Origin of the sequence: Burkholderia catarinensis (genome assembly GCF_001883705.2) — a bacterium.
Classification (GTDB): domain Bacteria; phylum Pseudomonadota; class Gammaproteobacteria; order Burkholderiales; family Burkholderiaceae; genus Burkholderia; species Burkholderia catarinensis.
On sequence record NZ_MDEQ02000003.1, the window covers coordinates 298698 to 320405 of the forward strand.

Sequence of the window (21708 nt, forward strand, 5' to 3'; positions counted from 1 at the left end):
CGATCTACGCGCTCAAGTCGAGTGGCTGCTTCTGGCCGAACTGAGTCAGACGATCAGACGCTGTGTGTCTGGTCTAGTCCAGCCTTATACAGGTGAACCCACCCGCCGAACGTGCCAGGCACGCGGCCCGTTGCTTCAGCTCTCAACCGGCATCGCGCTCGTGCACTTGATCTCGTCGAGGCACACGCTCGAATGCACGCCGCTCACGCCCGGAATCCGCATCAGCGTTTCGAGCAGGAACCGGGACAAGCCCTTCAGGTCGTGCGCGACGACTTTCAACACATAGTCGATGTCGCCCGTCACCGAGAAACACTCCTGGATCTGCGCAAGATCGGACACCAGTTTCTGGAACTTCGACAGGTCGCGGATATGCCCGCGCTCCATCGTCACGTGCACGAACGCGGTGACGCCGAAACCGAGCGTGTCGGGGCAGAGCCGGGTTTCGTAACGACGGATCGCGCCGATCTCTTCCAGCCGCCGGTGGCGGCGCAGCGTCTGCGCGGGCGACAGGCCGACAGCCGCCGCCAGATCGAGGTTCGACGCGCGGCCGTTCTCCTGCAGGATCGAAAGCAAGTGGCGGTCGATGCGGTCGAGAACCGGATCAGGCATTTTATTTCCTCGTTTGTCTCCTGAATGCAATCTTATCTCATAATGTAGGGTTTGCATGAACGGGTTACGCAACCCGATTTCATCGTCGCGACGCTAAACTGACCCCGGATTTTCGTGTGCGGCCGCCGGCAATGCGGCATGGGCGACAGTCGGCGGCCGGTCTGGCGGGCACCGACGCGAATCGGGCGCCGCCACGCGAAGATTGCAGTCCCCAACCCGGCGGCTCCACGAACGGCCGCCGGCACAGCAAAACAGCGTCCGGCACACCGAGGCGCGCCGCACCGCTTCAGGCGGAGGCGGACAGAGTGGAGAAGACATGGTTTCTGGAAACGAGAGCGACGGCCTGAAGCGCGGGCTGAAGAACCGGCACATCCAGCTGATTGCGCTCGGCGGCGCGCTCGGCACGGGACTGTTCCTCGGTATCGCGCAGACGATCAAGATGGCGGGCCCGTCCGTGCTGCTCGGCTATGCGGTGGCCGGCATCGTCGCGTTCTTCATCATGCGCCAGCTTGGCGAGATGGTCGTCGACGAGCCCGTCGCGGGGTCATTCAGCTACTTCGCCAACAAGTACTTCGGCCACTTCACGGGCTTCCTGTCCGGCTGGAACTACTGGGTGCTGTACATCCTCGTCAGCATGGCCGAGCTGTCGGCCGTCGGGATCTACGTGCAGTACTGGTGGCCGGGCGTGCCGACCTGGGTGTCGGCGCTGGTGTTCTTCGTCGTCATCAACCTGATCAACCTGACCAGCGTGAAATCGTACGGCGAGACGGAATTCTGGTTCTCGATCATCAAGGTGGCCGCGATCGTCGGCATGATCGGCTTCGGCGGCTGGCTGCTCGCGAGCGGCCACGCGGGGCCGGAAGCCAGCGTCAGGAACCTGTGGCAGCACGGCGGCTTCTTCCCGAACGGCGTGTCGGGCCTCGTGATGTCGATGGCCGCGATCATGTTCTCGTTCGGCGGGCTCGAGCTCGTCGGCATCACGGCGGCCGAGGCCGACGATCCGAAGCACAGCATCCCGCGCGCGACCAACCAGGTCATCTACCGCATCCTGATTTTCTATATCGGCGCGCTCGCCGTGCTGCTGTCGCTGTATCCGTGGGAGAAGGTCGTCAGCGGCGGCAGCCCGTTCGTGCTGATCTTCCACGCGCTGAGCAGCAACGTGGTCGCGAACGTGCTGAACGTGGTCGTGCTGACGGCCGCGCTGTCGGTCTACAACAGCGGCGTGTACTGCAACAGCCGGATGCTGTTCGGTCTCGCGCTGCAGGGCAACGCGCCGAAGGTGCTGTGCTCGGTGAACAAGCGCGGCATTCCGCTCGCCGCGCTCGGCGCGTCGGCGCTCGCGACCGGCGGGTGCGTGCTGGTCAACTACTTCATGCCGGGCAAGGCGTTCGAGGTGCTGATGGGCCTCGTCGTGTCGGCGCTGATCATCAACTGGGCGATGATCAGCCTGATCCACCTGAAGTTCCGCCAGGCCAAGCGCGCGGCCGGGGAGGAGACTTCCTTCCGCAGTCTGGGCTATCCTTTCACGAATTACCTGTGCCTGGCATTCATGGCCGGCATTCTCGTCGTGATGTACCTGACGCCGGATCTCCGCCTGTCGGTGTACCTGATCCCGGTATGGCTCGCGGTGCTCGCGATCGGGTATTGCTTCCGTCAGAAGAATGCAGGCTATGCGATGCGCGACGGCGCGTCCGCACGCTGACGCAGGCCATGACCGATCATTCTTCCAAACGAGACCGACTTAGCCATGTTTGAACACATCGACGCGTATCCGGGCGACCCGATCCTGACGCTCAACGAGAACTTCCAGAAAGATCCGCGCGACCAGAAGGTCAACCTGAGCATCGGGATCTACTTCGACGCCGAAGGCCGGATTCCGGTGATGGGCGCGGTGCGCGAAGCCGAAACCGTGCTGCAGCGCGACAGCGGCGCGAAGCCGTACCTGCCGATGGTCGGCCTGGCCGCGTATCGCGATGCCGTGCAGGCGCTCGTGTTCGGCGCCGATCATCCGGCCCGCGCGGCCGGCCGCATCGCGACCCTGCAGACGCTCGGCGGCTCGGGCGCGCTGAAGGTGGGCGCCGATTTCCTGAAGCGCTACTTCCCGGACGCGCAGGTGTGGCTCAGCGATCCGAGCTGGGAAAACCACCGCTTCATCTTCGAGCGCGCCGGCTTCACGGTGAACGCGTACCCGTATTACGACGAGGCGACGGGCGGCCTGAAGTTCGACGCGATGCTCGCGGCGATCGACGCGCTGCCGGCGCGCAGCATCGTGCTGCTGCACGCGTGCTGCCATAACCCGACCGGCGTCGATCTCGACGAAGGCCAGTGGGAGAAGCTGATCGACGTGATCGAGGCGCGCGGGCTGCTGCCGTTCGTCGACATGGCGTACCAGGGCTTTGGCGCCGGCCTCGACGCGGACGCGTTCGCGGTGCGTGAGCTGGCCCGCCGCGGCGTGCCGGCGCTGGTCGCGAACTCGTTCTCGAAGAACTTCTCGCTGTACGGCGAGCGCGTGGGCGGCCTGAGCGTCGTCTGCGAGGATGCGGCCGCGGCCGACCGCGTGCTCGGCCAGCTGGCCGGCGCCGTGCGCTCGAACTACAGCAACCCGCAAACCTACGGCGCGAAGCTCGTGGCGGCCGTGCTCGGCACGCCCGCGCTGCGCAAGCAGTGGGAAGAGGAACTGTCGGCGATGTGCCGCCGCATCGCGCGGATGCGCCAGTCGATCCATGACGGCCTGCGAGACCACGTCAGCGGTGAAGCGCTGACGCGCTACGTGAAGCAGCGCGGGATGTTCACGTACACGGGCCTGACGGAATCGCAGGTCGACGCGCTGCGCGAAGTGCACGGCGTGTACGTCCTGCGTTCGGGCCGGATGTGCGTGGCGGGGCTGAACGACTCGAACGTCGGCATCGTCGCGGATGCGATCGGCAAGGTGCTGAAGAGCGGCGTCTGATCGCGGCGCGCCCGGCGCGCCACGCGGCTGGCCGAACCGGCTGTCTCCCGTCGCGGAGGCAGCCGGTTTTTCGTTGCGCGGCCGCCGTGTGCGCCACCGGGCAGACGCGAGCGCGGTGCGGCGGTACGATCACGGAATCGGACGCAACACGGAAGGAGCGACATGGGCATTCGGATCATCCAGCTCGGCACGCCGCGCGCGGCCGGCGAGGGCCTGCGGATCGGAACGGTGCGGCGGCCGCCGCGCGGCGTGCCGAAGGCGGAATTCGCGTCGCGCAACTACTATGATGTATGGTTGCCGACGCTGTCGCCGAGTCCCGAACTCGTCGCGCAGGCCCAGGCCGCTGAAACCGACGCCGAATGGCACGCGTTCAAGCGCCGCTTCCGCGCGGAGATGGCGCATGGCGATCCGGCGAAGGTGCTGGACCTGCTGGCCGCGCTGTCGGCCACCACCGCGTTGTCGATCGGCTGCTATTGCGACGACGAGCGCCATTGCCACCGCAGCGTGCTGCGCGAGCTGCTCGCGGAGCGCGGCGCGGCGATCGAACCCGGCGCGGGCTGAAGCGGCGTCGCGCTGCCGCACCGTCATCGTGCGGTGCGGCGAACCGGTTGACATGGGTCAAGCGCGCGGTCGCGCGCGCCACTATGCTCTCGTCATGGAGCCATCACGACAATGACAGGCGGACAGATGCAGATTACCTTCCCGCCGGAGCCGCCCGAATATTGCGCGCGCGACCTGGTCGTGGCGTTTTCGGCGCTGGTCGACGGGCGTTGCGTGCAGTGCGCGGTCACGGCCGAGGCGCTGGAGGATCATTTCGGCGCGCGATCGCTGCTCGAACGCGACCTGCTGGGCGCGTTCGACGCGCACCGGTCGGCGATCGAGGCGATGGCACGCCGGATGCTCGAAGAAATCGGCGGCCGGCCGGTGCTGCTGCATAGCGGCCACTTCCGGCTCGAAGACTGATATCGCAGGAGGGCGCATGACACTGCAGGGCAACATTCACGAACGCGACTGGTCGGTCGAAGTCGAGACGCGCCCGTGCGAATCGGGCGAATTCCGCTGCCGCGTGTCGGTCGAGCACGGCACCGGCGCCGCGCGCTTTCATCATACGTTCGAGCACAGCCATGCGTATCCGACCGAGCGCGAGGCGATGATCGAAGGGCTGCGTGCGGGCATGACGTGGATCGAGATGAAGGCGTCGCAGACCTTCAACGTATGAACAGCCCCGCGCCGACGAAGGCGCGGGCGGACTATCGGCCGGGCAGCGATCGCAGAATTCGCCCCGCGCCACGGGAAACGCGTGCTGCCGCATTTCAGTGCGGGCGGCGCATGCAGGGTGGTCGACGAGCGGGCGGCCCCGTCAGGAGATACGACATGGGCGTGGGCATGCAGATCGCCTGCCTCGGATTCGCGGGTTCCGCCGCGGTCGAAGCCGAAGCCGGCGCGCAGCTGGTGCGGCTCGAACGGTTTCGCGCGCTGATCGGCGGCTGCCGCCTCGCGGTCGAATTGCGCGCCGCGGCCGATGGCGCACGCCTGTACGACGTACGGCTCGACCTGGTGATGCACGACGCGACGCTCAGGCCGCTGCCGCCATGCATCGGCGGCGACGTGGACGACGCGCTGCGCCACGCGTTCGCGCAGGCCGAACAGGCGCTGATCGCGTGGCAGGCGCGCGGTGAAAGGGTGGCGCTGCGCGATGCGGCGACGGGTGACGCAGTGCGGTGACGCCGCGCGGGCGATCCGGCGCGGTGCGTCAGACCCGCGCGAGCGCTGGCGCGTCGATGATGCGCACGCGCTTGCCGTGCGTTTCGACCAGCGTATCGCGATGGAACCGCGAGAACATGCGGCTGACGGTTTCGAGCTTCATCCCGAGATAGCAGCCGATTTCCTCACGCGTCATCCGCAGGTTGAATTCCGTCGCCGAATAGCCGCGCGCCTCGAACCGCGACGACAGGTTCAGCAGGAAATGCGCGACGCGCTGCTCGGCCGACATCGTGCCGAGCAGCAGCGTATGGCTCGATTCGCGGACGATCTCGCTGCTCAGCATCTGGTAGAGGAAGTGCTGCATCGGCTTCATCTCGCGGCACGCCGCTTCGAGCGCGCCGAACGGGATGATGCACACGACGCTGTCTTCCAGCGCGATCGCGTCGCAGCAATGCTGGCCGCCGCCGATGCCGTCCATCCCGAGCGTTTCACCGGCGATCTGGAAGCCCGTCACGTGTTCGCGGCCGTCGCGATGCATCATCACCGTCTTGAACGAACCCGCGCGCACCGCATAGATGCTCTGGAACGGATCGGCGGTGCGGAACAGCGCGTCGCCCTGGCGAACCTGCCGCGTGGTGCAGATGATCGCGTCGAGGCGGCCGTACTCGGCTGCCGTCAGGTGCGGCGGCAGGCACATCGAGCGCATCGCGCAGACCGAGCAGCGCGCGGCGGGATGTTTGGCGGCGTCGGCACGTGTGACCGCGCGAAGCGGAATCGTCGGCCGGGGCGCGACGGGCACGTCGGCGGCGCTGGCAGTGGCGGTGAACATGAGTCGCTCCGGCTCGTCAGGGGCGGTGCGCGCGAGCGTGCACCAGGGATTCGATGACACGGCATGCGGCGTCGAATTCGACGGTCTTGTCGAAGAAGTAGTCGGCTCCGGCCGTTGCGCATGCCTCTCTGAATGCCGGCGCCGAGTGATTCGTCAGCACGATCGTGACGATGCGCGGCGCGGCCTTCGACAGCATCCCGATCAGGTCGAGACCGCTGCCGTCCGCGAGTCGCAGGTCGACGATCACCACGTCCGCGTGGCTGCTGCGGATATGCGTCCACGCGTCCTGGCCGTCTTCCGCCTCGCCCACGACGGCGACGCCGCGGATCGCGCCGACGAGCAGCGCGATCCGCTGCCGGACGGCGATGGCGTGATCGACGAGGAACACCCTGAGCGCGGCGGGTGACAGGCTGGCATTCATGCCGGCAGTATCGTGTTGCGCCGCCAAAAATGAAATCGGCCGAATTGGAAGTTTGTGTAGGCCGCTTCGACGCGTTGTAGGGCGTTTCCTACAACGCGTACGGGAAACCGCCGGAGCGGCTCCGATGTTGCGATGCCGCGCGAGCCGCTGACGGGCTCCGGTGCCGGGTCAGCCGGCCTTTCGTGCTTCCAGCGCATCGCGCGCGGTGCGACACGCGGCCAGATCCCACGCGGCACAGCCGACGCTCTTGAACAAGAGCGGGCCGCCGCGGGCGAATGTGCCGTTCAGCACGTCGGCGAGCGACGCGACGCTCTGCCAGTCGACCTGCGCGACGATCAGGTCGCCGGCCTCGTGGCGCGCGCCGGCCGGATCGTCGACGACGAGCCGGCTGCCATGCACCGTGTTCGCGTCGATCTCGGCCGCGTCCGCGGTGAACGCGCCGACGCCGACCACGAGCCGGCCTTCGCGCGCGGCTTCGCGGTAGACGGGCGTGCGGCTCGTCGTCAGCGTGACGACGACATCGATCGCATCGGGAATCGCGTCGCCGTCGAGCGGCGCGAGCCGCGGCGCCTGCGCGCGGTGCGCGGCGCAGAACGCGGCCGCGCTGCCGGCGCGGGCGCCGCGTACATGAAGGCGTGCTTCGGGAAAGATCGCCGCGAGTGCTTCCGCGTGATTGGCCGCCTGCTTGCCGGTGCCGATCAGCAGGATGTCGTGCGGCGCGGCGCCATGCAGCGCCTGGATGCCGAGTGCGGTGATGGCCGCCGTGCGGCGGCCGGTGACCGTCGGGCCGTCGAGCGTGAAGCGCATCTCGCCCGTGGTCGCGTCGTACGCGCTCACCTGGCCGAGGATCGTCGGCAGCCCGCGCGCGCCGTTGCCCGGGCACACGTTTACGAGCTTGTGGCTCGCGAGGTCGTGCGCGCTCGACGGCATCGACAGCATCACGCCGCCGGCCTGCAGCGGCACCACCAGACGCTCGGGACTGACGATCTCTCCCGCCGCGTATTCGGCAACGGCTTGCGTGAGCGTGGCGAGCAGCGCCGGGTAGTCGAGCAGCGCAGCCGTATCGGCCGCGTCGAAAACGGGAATCGGGGAAAGGGCGGTCATCGTGTACATCGCATGCGTCGGTGAGCGTGGAAGGCGGGCGCATGCCGCACCCGCCACAGGGATGCCGGATACCGAGAAACCGGGCAGTGTGGATCGAATTTATACCACTTTCTGGCGCAGCCGCCACCCAGAAAATAAAGCGTCGCGCCGATTTTGGTTCTAATATCTGTCCAGAAGGGTCGCCACGGCCTCGATACCGGCCCGCTCCGGTATAGTGCGAACCCATTCCAGATCCACGCCCGCGACCGGGCAGGAGCCAAACGATGATGTCCGCGCGTCCCGAATCACTCGAAGGCGGTTTCCGGCCGCTGCAGATCTACGAGCAGGTTGCCGAGAAGATCCGCGACGAGATCCGCGCGGGGCGCTACGCGGCCGAGTCGCGGCTGCCGTCCGAGCGCGAGCTCGCGGGGCTGTTCCAGGTCGGCCGGCCGGCCGTGCGCGAGGCGCTCGGCGCGCTGCAGAACGAAGGGCTCGTGTTCACGAAGCGCAATTCGGGCACCTACGTCGTCGCGTCGCCGCTCGACGTGCTCGCGCAGCGCGGCGACATGCACACGCCGTCCGAAGCCGATTTCAGCCCGACCTCGACGCTCGACGTGAGGCTGATCCTGGAGCCCGCGATCGCGCGTCTCGCGGCCGCGCACGGCCGCGCCGACCCCGGCGCCGAGCGCTATCTCGCGCAGATGGAAACCATCACCGACGTCGACGATCCGCACCAGCGTGCGCTTTGGAACGAGAGCGACCGGCTGTTTCACCGGCAGCTCGCGCTGATGACCGGCGATGCGCTGATGGTGAAGATCGCGGACGAAGTCGCGAAGACGATGGACCAGCCGCTGTGGAAGCGGCTGAAGGACGACGGCATCTACGACGCGGGCCGGATCCGGCTCTACGTGTCCGAGCACCGGCTGATCTACGAGGCGATCGTGTCGGGCGACGCCGATGCGGCGGCGTTCTATGTCGAGCAGCACATCCGCCGCGTGCGGCGCGACATCGCGCCGAAGTGATGACGCCCAAATCGTTTTGGTCTGAAAAGTAACCAGAATTGCATATTTTATTTTGAAATTGCTTGCGATGTGACCACGCGTGTCCTACATTGGTTTCACACGAAACCAATCAGGAGACATCATGCGACACCTCGTTACCGCGCTCTCGGTGGCCCTCGCCGCCGGCGCGCTGACTTCCGCGCACGCGCAGGAAGTCGTGATGATCGGCCATTCGGCGCCGCTGACCGGCCCGCAGGCCGCGAACGGCAAGGACAATGAAAACGGCGCGCGGCTCGCGGTCGACGAGCTCAACAAGGCCGGCGTGAAGGTCGCCGGCAAGGCCGTCACGTTCAAACTGGTTTCCGACGACGACCAGGCCGACCCGAAGGCCGGCGTGCAGGTCGCGCAGAACCTCGTCGACAAGGGCGTCGTCGCGGTGCTCGGGCCGTACAACTCGGGTGTCGCGATTCCCGCGTCGCGCGTGTACGCCAACGCCGGCGTGCCGATCCTGCCGGTCGCGTCGAACCCGGCGCTGACGAAGCAGGGCCTCAAGAACATCTTCCGGATCGGCGCGAGCGACGAACAGCTCGGCGGCACGATGGCCACGTTCGCCGCGAAGACGCTGAACGCGAAGACCGCCGCCGTGATCGACGATCGCACCGCGTACGGGCAGGGCGTCGCCGAGCAGTTCATGAATGTCGCGAAGGCGAACGGGATCAGGATCGTCGACCAGGAATACACGAGCTCGTCGGCGACCGATTTCCTCGGCATTCTCACCAAGATCAAGGCCGGCAATCCCGACGTGATCTTCCTCGGCGGCTATGCGGCGCAGGGCGCGCCGATGGCCAAGCAGATGAAGCAGCGCGGGCTGCGCGCGAAGCTGCTCGGCGGCGACGGCATCTGCTCGGCCGACATGGGCAAGGTCGCGGGCGAGGCGGCGTCGATCGTCTATTGCGCGCAGGGCGGCGTCGCGCTCGAGAAGACGCCGGCCGGCCGCGAATTCCTGAAGAAGTACCACGACACCTATCACACGGATACGCAGGTCTACGGCGTCAACTACTACGACGGCGTGAAGCTGCTCGCCGACGCGATGGTCAAGGCCGGCACGACCACCGACAAGGCGAAGCTGATCGCGCAGCTCGCGAAGTCGAACTACGCGGGCGTCGCGGGCACCTATTCGTTCGACGCGAACGGCGACCTGAAGGGCGCGCCGACGACCGTCTACGTGATCCGCAACGGCCTGCCTGAGCCGTACGCGAAATAACCCGCCTGCCATCGGACGGCGGCCGGGCCGCCGTCCTTCGTTTCAACGCTTTCGATCGACCATGAAAATTTCCCGATCCCTTTCCACCGTCGAAGTCCATACGGGCGGCGAAGCGTTCCGCATCGTCACGAGCGGGCTGCCGCGGCTGCCGGGCGACACGATCGTCCAGCGCCGCGCGTGGCTCAAGGAGAATGCCGACGAGATCCGCCGCGCGCTGATGTTCGAACCGCGCGGCCACGCCGACATGTATGGCGGCTACCTGACCGAGCCCGTGTCGCCGAATGCCGATTTCGGCGTGATCTTCGTGCACAACGAAGGCTACAGCGACCATTGCGGACACGGCGTGATCGCGCTGTCGACCGCGGCCGTCGAGCTCGGCTGGGTGCAGCGCACGGTGCCGGAAACGCGGGTCGGCATCGACGCGCCGTGCGGCTTCATCGAGGCCTTCGTCAAGTGGGACGGCGAGCATGCGGGGCCTGTGCGCTTCGTCAACGTGCCGTCGTTCATCTGGCGGCGCGACGTGTCGGTCGATACGCCGTCGTTCGGTACCGTGACCGGCGATATCGCATACGGCGGCGCGTTCTACTTTTATGTCGACGGCGCGCCGTTCGACCTGCCGGTGCGCGAAGCGGCAGTCGAAAAACTGATTCGCTTCGGCGCGGAAGTGAAGGCCGCCGCGAACGCGAAGTATCCGGTCGTGCATCCCGAGATTCCGGAAATCAACCATATCTACGGCACGATCATCGCGAACGCGCCGCGCCATCCGGGCTCGACGCAGGCGAACTGCTGCGTGTTCGCGGATCGTGAGGTCGACCGCTCGCCGACGGGCTCCGGCACCGGCGGCCGCGTCGCGCAGCTCTACCAGCGCGGGCTGCTCGCGGCCGGCGATACGCTCGTCAACGAATCGATCGTCGGCACGATCTTCAAGGGGCGCGTGCTGCGCGAAACGACGGTCGGCGACATCCCGGCCGTGATCCCGGAAGTGGAGGGCAGCGCGCACATCTGCGGGTTCGCGAACTGGATCGTCGACGAACGCGATCCGCTCACTTATGGTTTTCTCGTGCGCTGAGTCGCGGCGCGGATCGGCCGCCGTCGCGCGGCTTCCCGGTTGTTGTACCAGGTTTGGCGCGTCGTTCCCGGTACGGGGCACGCGCCTTTTTTGCGTGTGATCGGCCGTGAAGCCGCGCCGTGTACGGCGGCGCAACGCCGCCACGGGCCGGCGGGCCGCGCGAGTTTGGTACGATGCACCCTTTTCAGCCGAGCTCCACCCGCGTGAATCGCCGAAACGTGTCGTCAGTGCGTGATTTCTGTGCCAGATGGGTCGCGCGCGCCCAACCCGTCGCGGCTGCGGCCGTCGCGAGGGTCAAGCCTCTCGCCGCCGCCGCGTGGCACCATCTCCGTCATCCGACGCGCCGCGGCGTGCTGCTCGCGGCCGCCGCCGTGCCGTCGCTGTTCGCGCTGTACGTGGTCGTGCTCATCCCGTTCACGCCGGGCATCGGCGACATCCGCAAGGCGCGCGTCGACCAGCCTGCGCAGGTGCTGTCCGCCGACGGCAAGCTGCTGGCCGAATTCAAGCCGTCGAACCGCGAGTGGGTGCCGCTCAAGCAGATCTCGCCGCACATGGTCGACGCACTGATCGCGACCGAGGATCACCGCTTCTACGAGCACCACGGCCTCGACTGGAAGCGCACGGCGTCGGCCGCGCTCCATACGTTCTCGGGCGAGCGCCAGGGCGGCTCGACGATCACGCAGCAGCTCGCGCGTAACCTGTATCCGGATGAAATCGGCCGCGCGCCGACGCTCACCCGCAAGCTGAAGGAGGCGATCACCGCGCTGAAGATCGAGGCCGTCTACAGCAAGGACCAGATCCTCGAGACCTACCTGAACACGGTGCCGTTCCTGTACAACGCGTACGGCGTCGAGATGGCCGCGCGCACCTATTTCGACAAGTCGGCCGACGAGCTCGACGTGCTCGACAGCGCGACGCTCGTCGGGATGCTGAAGGGCAACAGTTACTACAACCCGGTGCTGAATCCCGAGCGTGCACTGCAGCGGCGCAACACGGTGCTGGGCCAGATGGTGAAGTACGGCAAGCTGTCGCCGGCGCAGTTCGCGCAATGGCAGCGCCGGCCGCTGCGCGTCGATTTCGAGCGGCAGAAGGAGCCGCCGGGGCCGGCGCCGCATTTTGCGCAGCAGTTGCGCAAATGGCTGATCGCGTGGGCCGACCGCAACGACTACAACATCTATTCGGACGGGCTGATCGTGCGTACGACGATCGACTCCCGGCTGCAGCAGATGGCGGCGCAGGCGCTCACGCTGCAGGGCAATCAGCTGCAGGGCATCGCGAACAACGCATGGAGCGGCCGCGACGGCTGCGGCACCGACAACGAGGTGTTCCGTACCTTCATGCGCGAGTCGCCCGAGTACAAGGCCGCGCAGGACGCCGGCAAGGACGACGCGGCCGCGATGAAGATGCTCGCGGCCGACCGCGGCTTCATGCGCGCGCTGTGCAAGACGAAGACCGACGTGCAGGCCGGCTTCCTCGCGATCGATCCGCGCGACGGGCAGATTCGCGCATGGGTCGGCAGCCGCGACTTTACCAGCGAGCCGTTCGATCACGTCGCGCAGGCGCGGCGCCAGCCGGGCTCGACGTTCAAGCCGTTCGTCTATGGCGTCGCGTTCGCGGGCGGGATGAAGCCGGACGACACGTTCATCGACCAGCCGGTCGAGATTCCGTTGAAGGGCGGCGAGATCTGGCGGCCGAACGACGACGCGCCGCCTACCGGCAAGCCGATGACGCTGCGCGATGCGGTCGCGCTGTCGCGCAACCGGATCACCGCGCAGGTGATGGAGAAGGTCGGGCCGGCGGCCGTCGCACGGCTTGCGCGCGACATGGGCGTGCGCGAAAGCCCGCTCGAACGCGTGCCGTCGCTTGCGCTCGGCACGAGCCCGGTCACGCTGAAGGAGATGGTCGCGTCGTACGCGACGATCGCGAACGGCGGGCTGTATGTCGAACCGCAGATGGTGACGCGCATCGAGAACCGCCAGGGCGACGTGCTCGCCGAATACGCGCCGGCGCCGCCCGAGCGCGCGCTCGACGCCGAAACCGACAAGACGCTGCTCGGCGTGATGCGCGATGTCGTGACGCGCGGCACCGGCGGCAGCATCCGCACGCGCTTCGGGATCCGCGGCGACGTGGCCGGCAAGACGGGCACCACGCAGGACAATGCGGACGGCTGGTTCATCCTGATGCAGCCCGGTCTCGTCGCCGGTGCGTGGGTCGGTTTCGACGACGGCCGCGTGACGCTGCGCAGCGATTACTGGGGGCAGGGCGCGCACAGTGCGCTGCCGATCGTCGGCGATTTCTTCCAGCGCGCGCAGCGTGCCCGGATCGTCGATACGAAGGCGAAATTCGATACCGAGCCTTCGCCCGGCTGGTTCGCGTCGCTGAGCGAGCGCGTGACGGACCTGTTCGACATGTGGTTCGGGCCGGAGCCGAAAAAAGCGCCGGCGTCCGTCAGGACGCCGCGTGTGGAGCGTCCGCCCGAGGCCGATGAAGAAGCGGCCTCGGCCGCTTCGGCCGCATCCGCACCCGAAGCGGCGTCCGGCGGTATCGTCGAGGAATGGATCCCGGCGTCCGAGGTGGCCGCGTCGGCCGCTGCGCTGTCGGCAGGCGCATCGCAACCGCAACCGCAGACCACGCAGCCGGCGGCGGGTGCAAGTGCGACGAACGGAAACAGCGCGGGCATCGGCGCCGCACCCTCCGCCATGCCGGCCCAGCCGCCCGAGCCGGCCGCTCCCGACGCGACCGGCGCTTCGCAGTAACGGAGCCGTTCAGATTTCGCGCGATGCTGCCGTAATCAAGTTGTCACGACAGCCCGCGCGGTCGTTCCGCGCCACTCCGATGCGGCTTCCAACCGACTACGTCGCGCTCACGCGCGACGACATCTGCGCCGGCGTCCCGCTCGGCTTCGATCTCTACGATGCCGACGGTGCCGCGCTGCTGCCGGCCGGCACGACACTGCGCGATGCCGCGCAGCATGCCTTCCTGTTCGACCATTTCCGGCCTGTACGCCCGCGCGACGACGCTGAAGCCGATCCGCACGTGCATGGCGCGGTGCCGCCCGCCACGCGCATGGGATTGTCGGCGGGCGCGTCGATCGGCATCCGCCGCCGGGTCGGCACGGCACGCGGGTTGCAACGCTGCCGGCTGATCGGCGTCGCCGCGTCGGGGGCGCTGTTCCTCGAGCCGCAGGCGGGGGCCGGGCTTGACTTCGCTCGCGGCGACGACGTCGAAGCCGTAGCGATCGGCCGTGCCGCGGTGTCGCGTTTCGGCGCGACGGTCGAGTCGGTGCAGGCGTCGGGCGCCGCGCCGTTCATGATCCTGTCGCCGCCCGGCTTCGTCGACCGGCTGCGCACGCGCGCGGAGCCGCGCGTGCCGGTGCGGATCGCGGCCTGCTGCACGGGCGGGGCGGAGGGCCTGGAACGCATCGGGATGGTGCACGACATCAGCCTGAGCGGGCTGTCGATTGCCGTCGACCGGCCGATCGCCGCAGCCGGCGAGCCGTTGCGCGTGCTGCTCCCGTACACGGCGGGCGACCGCGTCGAGCTGCTGGCGCTCGACGGCACGGTGCGGGCCGTGCATGCCGATCCGGCGGCGCTCGCGCTGACGCTTCATCACGCCGCGTTCGGCGAAACCGGCGCCGACGACCTGGTCCGCCTCAAGGCGCTGCTGTTCGACAGGCTGATGGTGTTGGCGGATACCGATTACCGGCGCTGATGCGCGGCCGGGGCGCGCTCGATGCCGTGTCGAGGTATTCGGTGCGCGAACGCCGATAATCATCTGATGAATCGGCAGAATCCGCTGCAATTGTACGGTTTCCGTCAACAGTGAATTTGCGATTTAAGTATTTACCCTGATAGTCGAGCCTCCTAGACTTCTACTCATGCGCAACGACCCCGAGTCCGAAGCGCCTGACAAAACAATCCTGGAGGTAACGCATCATGAAATCGCTGATCAAGGCAGTTGCACTGGCCGCCCTGGTGGCCGCACCGGTCGTCTCGTTCGCCCAATCGAACCAGCAGCCGCTGACGCGCGCGCAAGTGCGCGCCGAACTGGTCCAGCTCGAAAAGGCCGGCTACAACCCGAACGACTGGGTGAACTACCCGGAAAACATCCAGGCCGCGCAGGCCAAGATCGCCGCCGCGCAGAACACCGGTGCGCAAGCTGACGCAACGGGCTACGGCGCGAACGCCGCCGCCACGTCGCAGTCGGGCCAGCGCGTGGTCGCGCCGGCTGCCGCAGCCGATCGTTCGTCGGTGTACTTCGGTCACTAAGCCGGCGGGCACTCGCGAGGGTGTCCGTTTCGCCGCTTCCCCGAAACCCGTGTGCGGCGTCCGTGCACGGGTTTTTCATTTCCTGGCGCTTGAGTGGGCAGAGGTGCGCCCGGCGGCCGAGGCGCGTTACGGTCCGGCGCCCGCCGTGCGGGCACGGCTCGCGAGCACGGCCGCGACACCGCCGAGGATCGCGGCCGACGCGAGCGCGAGCCGCCAGGTCGGCTGTTCCGACAAAAGCAGCACGGCGCCGCACGCGGCGATCGGCGGCACGGACAACTGGACCGCCGCGGCACGCATCGCCGTCAGGTGCCGCAACGCGGCATACCAGATCACGTAGCCGATGCCCGACGTCAGTGCGCCGGACAGCACGGCGAGCGCGACACCGGCCGGCGTCAGGTGAATGCGGGCGGCGAGCGCGACGCTCAACGCGAGCGCCAGCGGCGCGGCCCGCAGGAAGTTGCCGGCGGTCGCGGCGACCGGATCGGCCGGACGACGTCCCCGTACCGAGTAGATTCCCCACGCGACGCCGGCGGCCGTCATCAGCGCGGCACCGGTCGGCGTCGGCGCGGCCAGCCCCGGTGATACCAGATACAGCAGCCCGCCTGACGCGGCGCCGAAGCCGGCCCAGCCCGCGGGGGCGAACCGTTCGCCGGCGCGCCATCCTGCAGCGAACATCGTCAGCTGCACCGCGCCGAACAGAATCAGCGCGCCAGTGGCGGCGCTGACGGTCAGGTACGCGAACGAGAAGCACACGACATACGCGAACAGCATCGCCGCCGCAGGCCAGTCCGCAGGCGGAGCAGGCCGTCGCGTACCCGCGCGTGCGACGATCGCGAGCATCAGCGCGCCGGACACGAGACGCAGGCTGCCGAAACTGGCCGCGTCGATTCGACCGCCCTGCAGGGCAAGCCGGCACAGCAGCGAATTCGATGCAAATGCAAGCATCGCGACCGACGTCAGCACGACGACGCGCACGCCCGGCCGCACGTGCGATGCGAATGCAGAGGCGGGCGGGCGCATCGCGGGCCTCATGCGTGGCCGGCGACGATCAGCACGGCCGCACCGAACAGTGCGGCGCCGAGCGGCGCGGTGAGTTGCCGTCCCCACACGGCGTTCTTTTCGATGGCCATCAGCGCGGCGAGCCCCAGCATCCAGCCGAGACTGCCGGCGCCGACGACGAACATCAGCAGCATCAGCGCCCAGCAGCACCCGACGCAGAAGAGCCCGTGACTCGCGCCCAGCGCAAACGCGTGCCTCATCGGCGTGCGGCCGCGCCAACGGCTGATCACGAACCCGAAGGGCGTGCGGCAACGGTCGAGACAGCTCGCCTTCAGCCCGCTGAACTGAAACGCGCCGGCGAGCGCGAATACGCCGGCGCCGATCAGCCAGCCGCGCCACGCAAGCGCCGGCACGCGCGCGACGCCCGCCAGCAGCAGCCCGTGCAGGCCGTGCGCGACGAGGCCGAAACCGCTCCATGCAGCCACGTAGCCGAGGCCGACGAGCGCGAGCAGCCACGCCCGGTCCGGGCGGCCCGACACGACGCGCGCAAACGCGTCGAACAGCGAGAGCGTCGTCGGCAGCATCATCGCGAGGATCATCAGCGTCCAGCCGGCCGCGTCGAACGCGGCCGGCAGCCACAACGCGCCGCCCGGCAGCGCGCGGCAAAGCGTGCTGAACGGCAAGGACGACGCGTCGTCGCCGTGGACGAGATAGCGTCCGTACGGGCTGCGCGTCCACGCCCACAGCGTGATCCACGCAAACCCGACGAGACTCGCCAGCACGAGTGGAAACAGGCGCCGGTGCAGCCGTGCGGCCATGGTCGTTGACGCGCGATCGCGATTCACGCGTCGAACAGGAACGTGCTCTGCAGCGCGTTGTGATTCTTCAGATCGACGTCGATGCCGATCGCCGCGTTCTTCGACCGATAGACGGGCGCCTTGCCGACGAACACGGGCGCGCCGGGCACCGTCGAGAACACGGTGTCGGTCAGCGTCGTCTGCGCGCCGCTCGGACCGAGATAGGGCTCGAGTTCCGCGTGGTAGTCGGTGCCGATCGACAGCGTGCCGCGGGCGCCGACGACATCGAACGTGATGGGGGCGCGCTCGATCGACACGACCTTGCCGATCAGTTTCGCGAGCTCGGCGATCGGGCCGCCGGCCTGGCCCGTATAGACCTTGAGCAGCGCCTGCTCCTGCGCGTCGGACGCCGTGTCGCTGACGTAGATCGCGGCCGTCCAGTTGCCTTGCAGGATGTTGCCCGGCACGCGGCACACCGCGGCGATCGTGTTGCCGCCGACGTCGACGCCGTCGACGGTGCCCTTGTCGACATGCCAGGCGACGATGGTGTCGCAGACGCCGAAATCCGGATCCTCGCCGATCCAGCACGGGCACAGGACGCGACAGTTGCAGACCTCGAGCAGACGGCCTTCCAGGTGATAGCTCATGATGCCCTCCAAGGTGAGCGACGGCGCTTGCGCGTTGTGCTGGGCGGAGGAAACCGGCTGACGAGACGTCACGCCCGATCGGCGTCGCGAACGCGAAATGCGCTGAGGAATGCGGCGGAAGCGAAGGCGGGATGGGTGCGATAGCGCGAGCCTGAAACGGCGTATCGATTTTTCAGTGTAGGCGTGCGGAGCCGATATGCAAGACGCCGGCTGACAACCGTTCGTGCGTGCGCTAGCATCGCGGACGGTGTCGCCGCGCACCGAGGCGCGGCCGGGCAATCGGCCCGGCACCGGGTTCCACAACTTCAACGAACAACAAGGAGCATCCATGCGTGTCTTGACCGGTCTGCTGTGCTCGCTGACGCTGGCGGCGAACGTCGCCCATGCGCAGGCGAATTGTGCGGACGCGACAGATCAGGCGGCGATGGCGGCATGTGCCGATCGCGCGTACAAGAAATCCGACGGGGAGCTGAACCGGACCTACCAGGCCGTCACCGCACGCCTGCGCGATGCGCGGCCGCTTGCCGACAAACTCGTGAATACGCAGCGCGCGTGGATCGCCTACCGCGATGCCGAATGCAACTTCTCCAGCGCGAACGCCGAGGGCGGCAGCGCGTATCCGATGGTCGTGTCGACCTGCCTCGACGATCTGACCAAAGTGCGCACCGAAACGCTGAAGGGCTATCTGTCCTGCGAGGAAGGCGATCTCGCGTGCCCGGTGCCCGCCAAGTAAAAGCCGGGTACTGCGCGGCCGGCAACGTCGCCATCCGCTGCTAGGGTCTGTTTACCTATGGAACGCACATGCGTTGCCACGAGAACGGCCGCTCGCGAGGCGCGTGACGCCGCGAATACTGACGTATTCGCAAGGAGCGCAACGCGGCGAGCGGCCGTTCTCGTGGCAACCCCAAATTAAAGAATTCATTCCACGGGAATGCCCGAAATCGCCCGTATGGCGGCGTCGTTCGTCGCTTGTTTGGCTCGGCCAAACGGCGCTCCTCACTTCTTGCCCTACGAGCGATTTCGGGCATTCGCATGTGCGTTCCATAGGTAAACAGACCCTAGACGTCGTCCGTTTCGTCGAGCAGCTTGTGTCGCATCGCGTAACGCACCAGCGCCGCTTCGTGCGGCATCTGCATCTTTTCGAGGATGCGCGTCTTGTAGGTGCTGACCGTCTTCGCGCTCACGCACAGCGCGTTCGCGATTTCGGTCAGCGTCTGGCCGGCGGCGATCCGCCGGAACACGTCGAATTCGCGGTCGGACAGCCGCTGGTGCGGCAGCGTCTCGGCCGGCTCGTTCAGGCTCTGCGCAAACTGCTCGGCCATCGCGAGGCTCACGTAGACGCCGCCCGACGCCACCTTCGTGACCGCGCCGACCAGCTCGGCGCTCGCGCTTTCCTTCGTCAGATAGCCCGACGCGCCCGCGCGGAACGCACGCACCGCGTATTGCTGCTCCGCGTGCATCGTCAGCACGAGTACGCGCAGCGCGGGCTTCTCGTCCTTGATCTGCTTGATCAGTTCGACGCCGTTGCGGCCCGGCATCGACAGGTCGAGCACGAGCACCTGCGCGGGCGTGGCGCGCACGAGCGCGATCGTCGACGGGCCGTCGCAGGCTTCGCCGGCCACCTCGAATCCGGTGGCGTTCTGGAGGATGTGCCGCAGACCGTCGCGTACGAGCGTATGGTCGTCGGCGATGAGCACCTTGATCATGAGATAAGTGTTTCCTGTTGGACGGTACTGAGCGGAAACGCGACGGTAATCGAGAAACCGCGCGCGAGCGCGGTGTCGATCGTCACGCTGCCGCCCAGCATGTGTGCGCGTTCGCGAATGCCGATCAGGCCGAACGATTTGTCCTCGTGGGCCGAACCGCCGGGCGCCGCGCCGCGGCCGTTGTCCGCGACGCGCAACACGCAGAAGCTTTCCTCGACGTCGAGCCGCAGCGCGACGCGCGTCGCATCCGCATGGCGCGCAACGTTCGTCAGCGCTTCCTGGACGATGCGGAACAGCGTGGTCGCACCCGCGCTGGTGAATGTGAGGCCGCCCGTTTCGATGTGACGCTCGACATCGATCCCGTAGCGGTTCGTGAAATCGTTCGCGAGCCATTCGATCGCGGGCACCAAGCCGAGATCGTCGAGCATCACCGGCCGCAGGTCGGCCGCGATGCGCCGCACCGATGCGACCGTCGCGTCGATCAGCCGCCGCATGCCCAGCAGGTGCGACTGCAAGTCTTCGTCGGGTTGCGCGCGGCCGGGCACGCGCAACTGCTGCTCGACGACCGACAGGTCCATCTTCAGCGCGGTGAGCTGCTGGCCGAGGTCGTCGTGCAGTTCGCGTGCGATGCGCGTCTTTTCTTCCTCGCGCACGTTCTGCAGGTTCGCCGACAGTTCGCGCAACTCCTCGCGCGACTGCTTCAGCGCGTTCTCGGCACGCAGCCGCTCGGTGATGTCGCGCAGCATCACCGTATAGAGTTTGCCCGACGCGTCGCGGATCTGCGAGATCGATGCCTCGATCGGAAACTCCTCGCCGCTCGCGCGCAGCCCGAACAGCACGCGCTGGCGGCCCATCAGCCGCTCGGATACGCCCGTCACGCCGAACTGGTCGACGTGCTTCGCGTGCGCGGCGCGGAACCGCTCGGGGATGAAGCGCGACAGCGGCGCGCCGATCGCCTCCATCGCGGACACGCCGAACACCTGCTCGGCCATCGGATTGAAGATCACGACCGTCTGCTTTTCGTCGATCGTGATGATCGCTTCCATCGACGACCGGATGATGCCCATCATCCGCGCCTCGTTGAGGAAGCCGCGGCTGCTCGCGCCGGAGTCGGCGGTGGCGCCGGAACGGCCGCGCAGCAGCGCATGGACGAGCACCGCGAACGCGAACGACGCGATCAGTCCCGCGGCGAGCACGGTGCCGGCCGCGCGCTGTGCGCCGGTCGCGCTCGGGCGGCCGTCCGCGGAATAGGCGAGCGTCAGCACGGTGCCGCCGAAATTCAGCTCGTCGGTGCGCCGCATCAGGTCGGGCGACGTCGAGGCTTCGTCGGTCGTCGCCTCGGCGCTGACGATCGCACGCGGATCGCCGCCGGCGGTCATCCACAGGTCGATTCCGCGTTCCGCATCGAGCGCGCGCTCGACCAGGCGCCGCGGGCTCAGCGCCGCGAACAGCATCCCGTCGGCGCCGGCTTCGCGCGTGCCGGACGGCGTGGCGGGCGCATGCGGCGACGCGGTCACGGGCAGGAACAGCGTGAGGGTGCGTGCGTCGTGGGAGGTATCGTCGTCGGCCGGGTGGACGCCGAGCGCGATGTCGCCGGTCTGCAGCGCGCGCGCCAGCGGCGCCGCGTCGGACGCGCCGAAGCGCACGACCGGCGAGTTCGAGACGGGCGCGCTGAGTGCCGCGGCCGCGAGCGGGCCGCCCGGCATCAGCTTCGCGTCGGCGAGGGCGCTGCGCGTCGCGGGCGGCAGCGGCACATAGCCGATCTGCCGGACCGGCGAGCGGCCGCCGTCGAGGTCGAGCGTCTCCGCATACCGGCGCCATTGCTCGGGCGTCATGGCCGGAACGAGGCCGAACGCGCCGCGTGCGCTTTCGAGCACGGCGGCGCCGGTCTGCAACTCGTGGCGCAGCATCGCGGTCACGTGCGTCGTGCGGCGTTCGAAGCGCGTGTGGACGGCGCTTTGCCATTGCTCGCGCACCAGCAGCGCGACGCCGAGCGATAGCGCCGCGCCGACGCATAGCGCAACGACGCCGGCCGCGAGCGGCTGGCGTAACATGATCTGGAGGCGCGTGGGCCCTTGGGCGTCACGCGTCGGGGTTCCACTGGCGGTCATTCGATGGCGATTCGTGTTGTCGGGCCCTGGGCACTCGGGCCGCGCGGCAAAACCGGGGAAAACTCGCACCGGCTGCGTGCAACGTCTATTTTCAAGATGAAATTGTGCGCGTTTTACACATTTTTTGTAATAGGGTCAGCTGAAATTGCGGCTAACGGCGCGAAGCAGCGGGCGTGCCGGCCGCGCTTGACGCGCGTCAACGGGCGCGTCGGCACGTGGAGCAGACTGTTCGGCAGGCAAGCCGGCATCG

22 protein-coding genes are annotated in these 21708 nt (G+C 68.0%); 13 read left to right on the top strand and 9 right to left on the bottom strand.

The window, feature by feature from the left end; translation table 11 throughout:
- Positions 1-135: 135 nt before the first annotated feature.
- Positions 136-609, bottom strand: a complete 474-nt coding sequence (locus BFF94_RS06615; protein WP_128850620.1) for an Lrp/AsnC family transcriptional regulator — start codon at positions 607-609, stop codon at positions 136-138.
- 316 nt (positions 610-925) lie between these two features.
- On the opposite strand from BFF94_RS06615, the gene BFF94_RS06620 reads away from it, so the two are divergent.
- The 6 genes from BFF94_RS06620 to BFF94_RS06645 all read left to right on the top strand — a co-directional run bounded on the left by BFF94_RS06620 (position 926) and on the right by BFF94_RS06645 (position 5284).
- Positions 926-2311 (top strand): amino acid permease, encoded by a 1386-nt coding sequence (locus BFF94_RS06620; RefSeq protein WP_128850622.1) that lies wholly within the window; start codon positions 926-928, stop codon positions 2309-2311.
- A gap of 45 nt (positions 2312-2356) precedes the next feature.
- Positions 2357-3559 carry an amino acid aminotransferase gene (locus BFF94_RS06625; RefSeq protein ID WP_128850624.1) on the top strand — a complete coding sequence of 401 codons (1203 nt, stop codon included), beginning with the start codon at positions 2357-2359 and terminating at the stop codon, positions 3557-3559.
- Between the two features lie 162 nt (positions 3560-3721).
- Positions 3722-4120, top strand: a complete 399-nt coding sequence (locus BFF94_RS06630) for a DUF488 domain-containing protein (protein WP_128850627.1) — start codon at positions 3722-3724, stop codon at positions 4118-4120.
- Positions 4121-4231: 111 nt separating this feature from the next.
- A complete protein-coding gene (locus BFF94_RS06635) occupies positions 4232-4522 on the top strand; it encodes a DUF1488 family protein (protein ID WP_128850629.1) in 291 nt (96 codons plus the stop codon).
- Positions 4523-4538: 16 nt separating this feature from the next.
- A complete protein-coding gene (locus tag BFF94_RS06640; RefSeq protein ID WP_089453021.1) occupies positions 4539-4778 on the top strand; it encodes a UDP-glucose 4-epimerase in 240 nt (79 codons plus the stop codon).
- Positions 4779-4933: 155 nt separating this feature from the next.
- On the top strand, positions 4934-5284 hold the full coding sequence (locus BFF94_RS06645) for a metal ABC transporter ATPase (protein ID WP_128850632.1): 351 nt from the start codon (positions 4934-4936) through the stop codon (positions 5282-5284).
- A gap of 28 nt (positions 5285-5312) precedes the next feature.
- On the opposite strand, the gene BFF94_RS06650 is transcribed toward BFF94_RS06645, so the two are convergent.
- The 3 genes from BFF94_RS06650 to lhpI form a co-directional block, all read right to left on the bottom strand.
- Complete coding sequence (locus BFF94_RS06650) at positions 5313-6092, bottom strand: helix-turn-helix domain-containing protein (protein WP_128850635.1); 780 nt, start codon at positions 6090-6092, stop codon at positions 5313-5315.
- Positions 6093-6108: 16 nt separating this feature from the next.
- Positions 6109-6513: a response regulator transcription factor gene (locus BFF94_RS06655; protein ID WP_128850637.1), complete on the bottom strand. Its 405-nt coding sequence runs from the start codon at positions 6511-6513 to the stop codon at positions 6109-6111.
- Positions 6514-6681: 168 nt separating this feature from the next.
- A complete protein-coding gene (gene lhpI, locus BFF94_RS06660) occupies positions 6682-7617 on the bottom strand; it encodes a bifunctional Delta(1)-pyrroline-2-carboxylate/Delta(1)-piperideine-2-carboxylate reductase (RefSeq protein WP_219139124.1) in 936 nt (311 codons plus the stop codon).
- 263 nt (positions 7618-7880) lie between these two features.
- On the opposite strand from lhpI, the gene BFF94_RS06665 reads away from it, so the two are divergent.
- The 6 genes from BFF94_RS06665 to BFF94_RS06690 all read left to right on the top strand — a co-directional run bounded on the left by BFF94_RS06665 (position 7881) and on the right by BFF94_RS06690 (position 15198).
- Positions 7881-8618 (top strand): FadR/GntR family transcriptional regulator, encoded by a 738-nt coding sequence (locus tag BFF94_RS06665; protein WP_219139125.1) that lies wholly within the window; start codon positions 7881-7883, stop codon positions 8616-8618.
- Positions 8619-8739: 121 nt separating this feature from the next.
- Positions 8740-9861: a branched-chain amino acid ABC transporter substrate-binding protein gene (locus tag BFF94_RS06670; RefSeq protein WP_128842557.1), complete on the top strand. Its 1122-nt coding sequence runs from the start codon at positions 8740-8742 to the stop codon at positions 9859-9861.
- A gap of 61 nt (positions 9862-9922) precedes the next feature.
- A complete protein-coding gene (gene lhpH, locus BFF94_RS06675; protein WP_128842558.1) occupies positions 9923-10930 on the top strand; it encodes a trans-3-hydroxy-L-proline dehydratase in 1008 nt (335 codons plus the stop codon).
- A gap of 173 nt (positions 10931-11103) precedes the next feature.
- A complete protein-coding gene (locus BFF94_RS06680; protein ID WP_128842559.1) occupies positions 11104-13686 on the top strand; it encodes a penicillin-binding protein 1A in 2583 nt (860 codons plus the stop codon).
- Between the two features lie 79 nt (positions 13687-13765).
- Positions 13766-14641, top strand: a complete 876-nt coding sequence (locus tag BFF94_RS06685) for a PilZ domain-containing protein (RefSeq protein ID WP_219139126.1) — start codon at positions 13766-13768, stop codon at positions 14639-14641.
- Between the two features lie 224 nt (positions 14642-14865).
- Positions 14866-15198 (top strand): DUF4148 domain-containing protein, encoded by a 333-nt coding sequence (locus tag BFF94_RS06690; protein WP_128842561.1) that lies wholly within the window; start codon positions 14866-14868, stop codon positions 15196-15198.
- Positions 15199-15324: 126 nt separating this feature from the next.
- On the opposite strand, the gene BFF94_RS06695 is transcribed toward BFF94_RS06690, so the two are convergent.
- From BFF94_RS06695 to BFF94_RS06705, 3 genes are read right to left on the bottom strand one after another with little or no spacing between them, the layout of a single operon-like run.
- Complete coding sequence (locus tag BFF94_RS06695; protein WP_219139127.1) at positions 15325-16218, bottom strand: DMT family transporter; 894 nt, start codon at positions 16216-16218, stop codon at positions 15325-15327.
- An 8-nt stretch (positions 16219-16226) separates the two neighbouring features.
- Positions 16227-17015 (bottom strand): DUF2182 domain-containing protein, encoded by a 789-nt coding sequence (locus BFF94_RS06700; protein WP_219139128.1) that lies wholly within the window; start codon positions 17013-17015, stop codon positions 16227-16229.
- Positions 17016-17038: 23 nt separating this feature from the next.
- Complete coding sequence (locus BFF94_RS06705; RefSeq protein WP_128842563.1) at positions 17039-17641, bottom strand: DUF1326 domain-containing protein; 603 nt, start codon at positions 17639-17641, stop codon at positions 17039-17041.
- Positions 17642-17969: 328 nt separating this feature from the next.
- On the opposite strand from BFF94_RS06705, the gene BFF94_RS06710 reads away from it, so the two are divergent.
- Positions 17970-18374, top strand: coding sequence for a lysozyme inhibitor LprI family protein (locus BFF94_RS06710; protein ID WP_128842564.1), 405 nt, complete (start codon positions 17970-17972; stop codon positions 18372-18374).
- Positions 18375-18699: 325 nt separating this feature from the next.
- Here the strand turns inward: BFF94_RS06710 and BFF94_RS06715 are convergent, their stop codons facing one another.
- Both BFF94_RS06715 and BFF94_RS06720 read right to left on the bottom strand, forming a co-directional pair.
- Positions 18700-19347: a response regulator gene (locus tag BFF94_RS06715; RefSeq protein WP_006483707.1), complete on the bottom strand. Its 648-nt coding sequence runs from the start codon at positions 19345-19347 to the stop codon at positions 18700-18702.
- Positions 19344-21458, bottom strand: a complete 2115-nt coding sequence (locus tag BFF94_RS06720) for a PAS domain S-box protein (protein ID WP_219139129.1) — start codon at positions 21456-21458, stop codon at positions 19344-19346. The genes BFF94_RS06715 and BFF94_RS06720 overlap by 4 nt, the downstream gene beginning before the upstream one ends.
- Between the last annotated feature and the right edge of the window lie 250 nt (positions 21459-21708).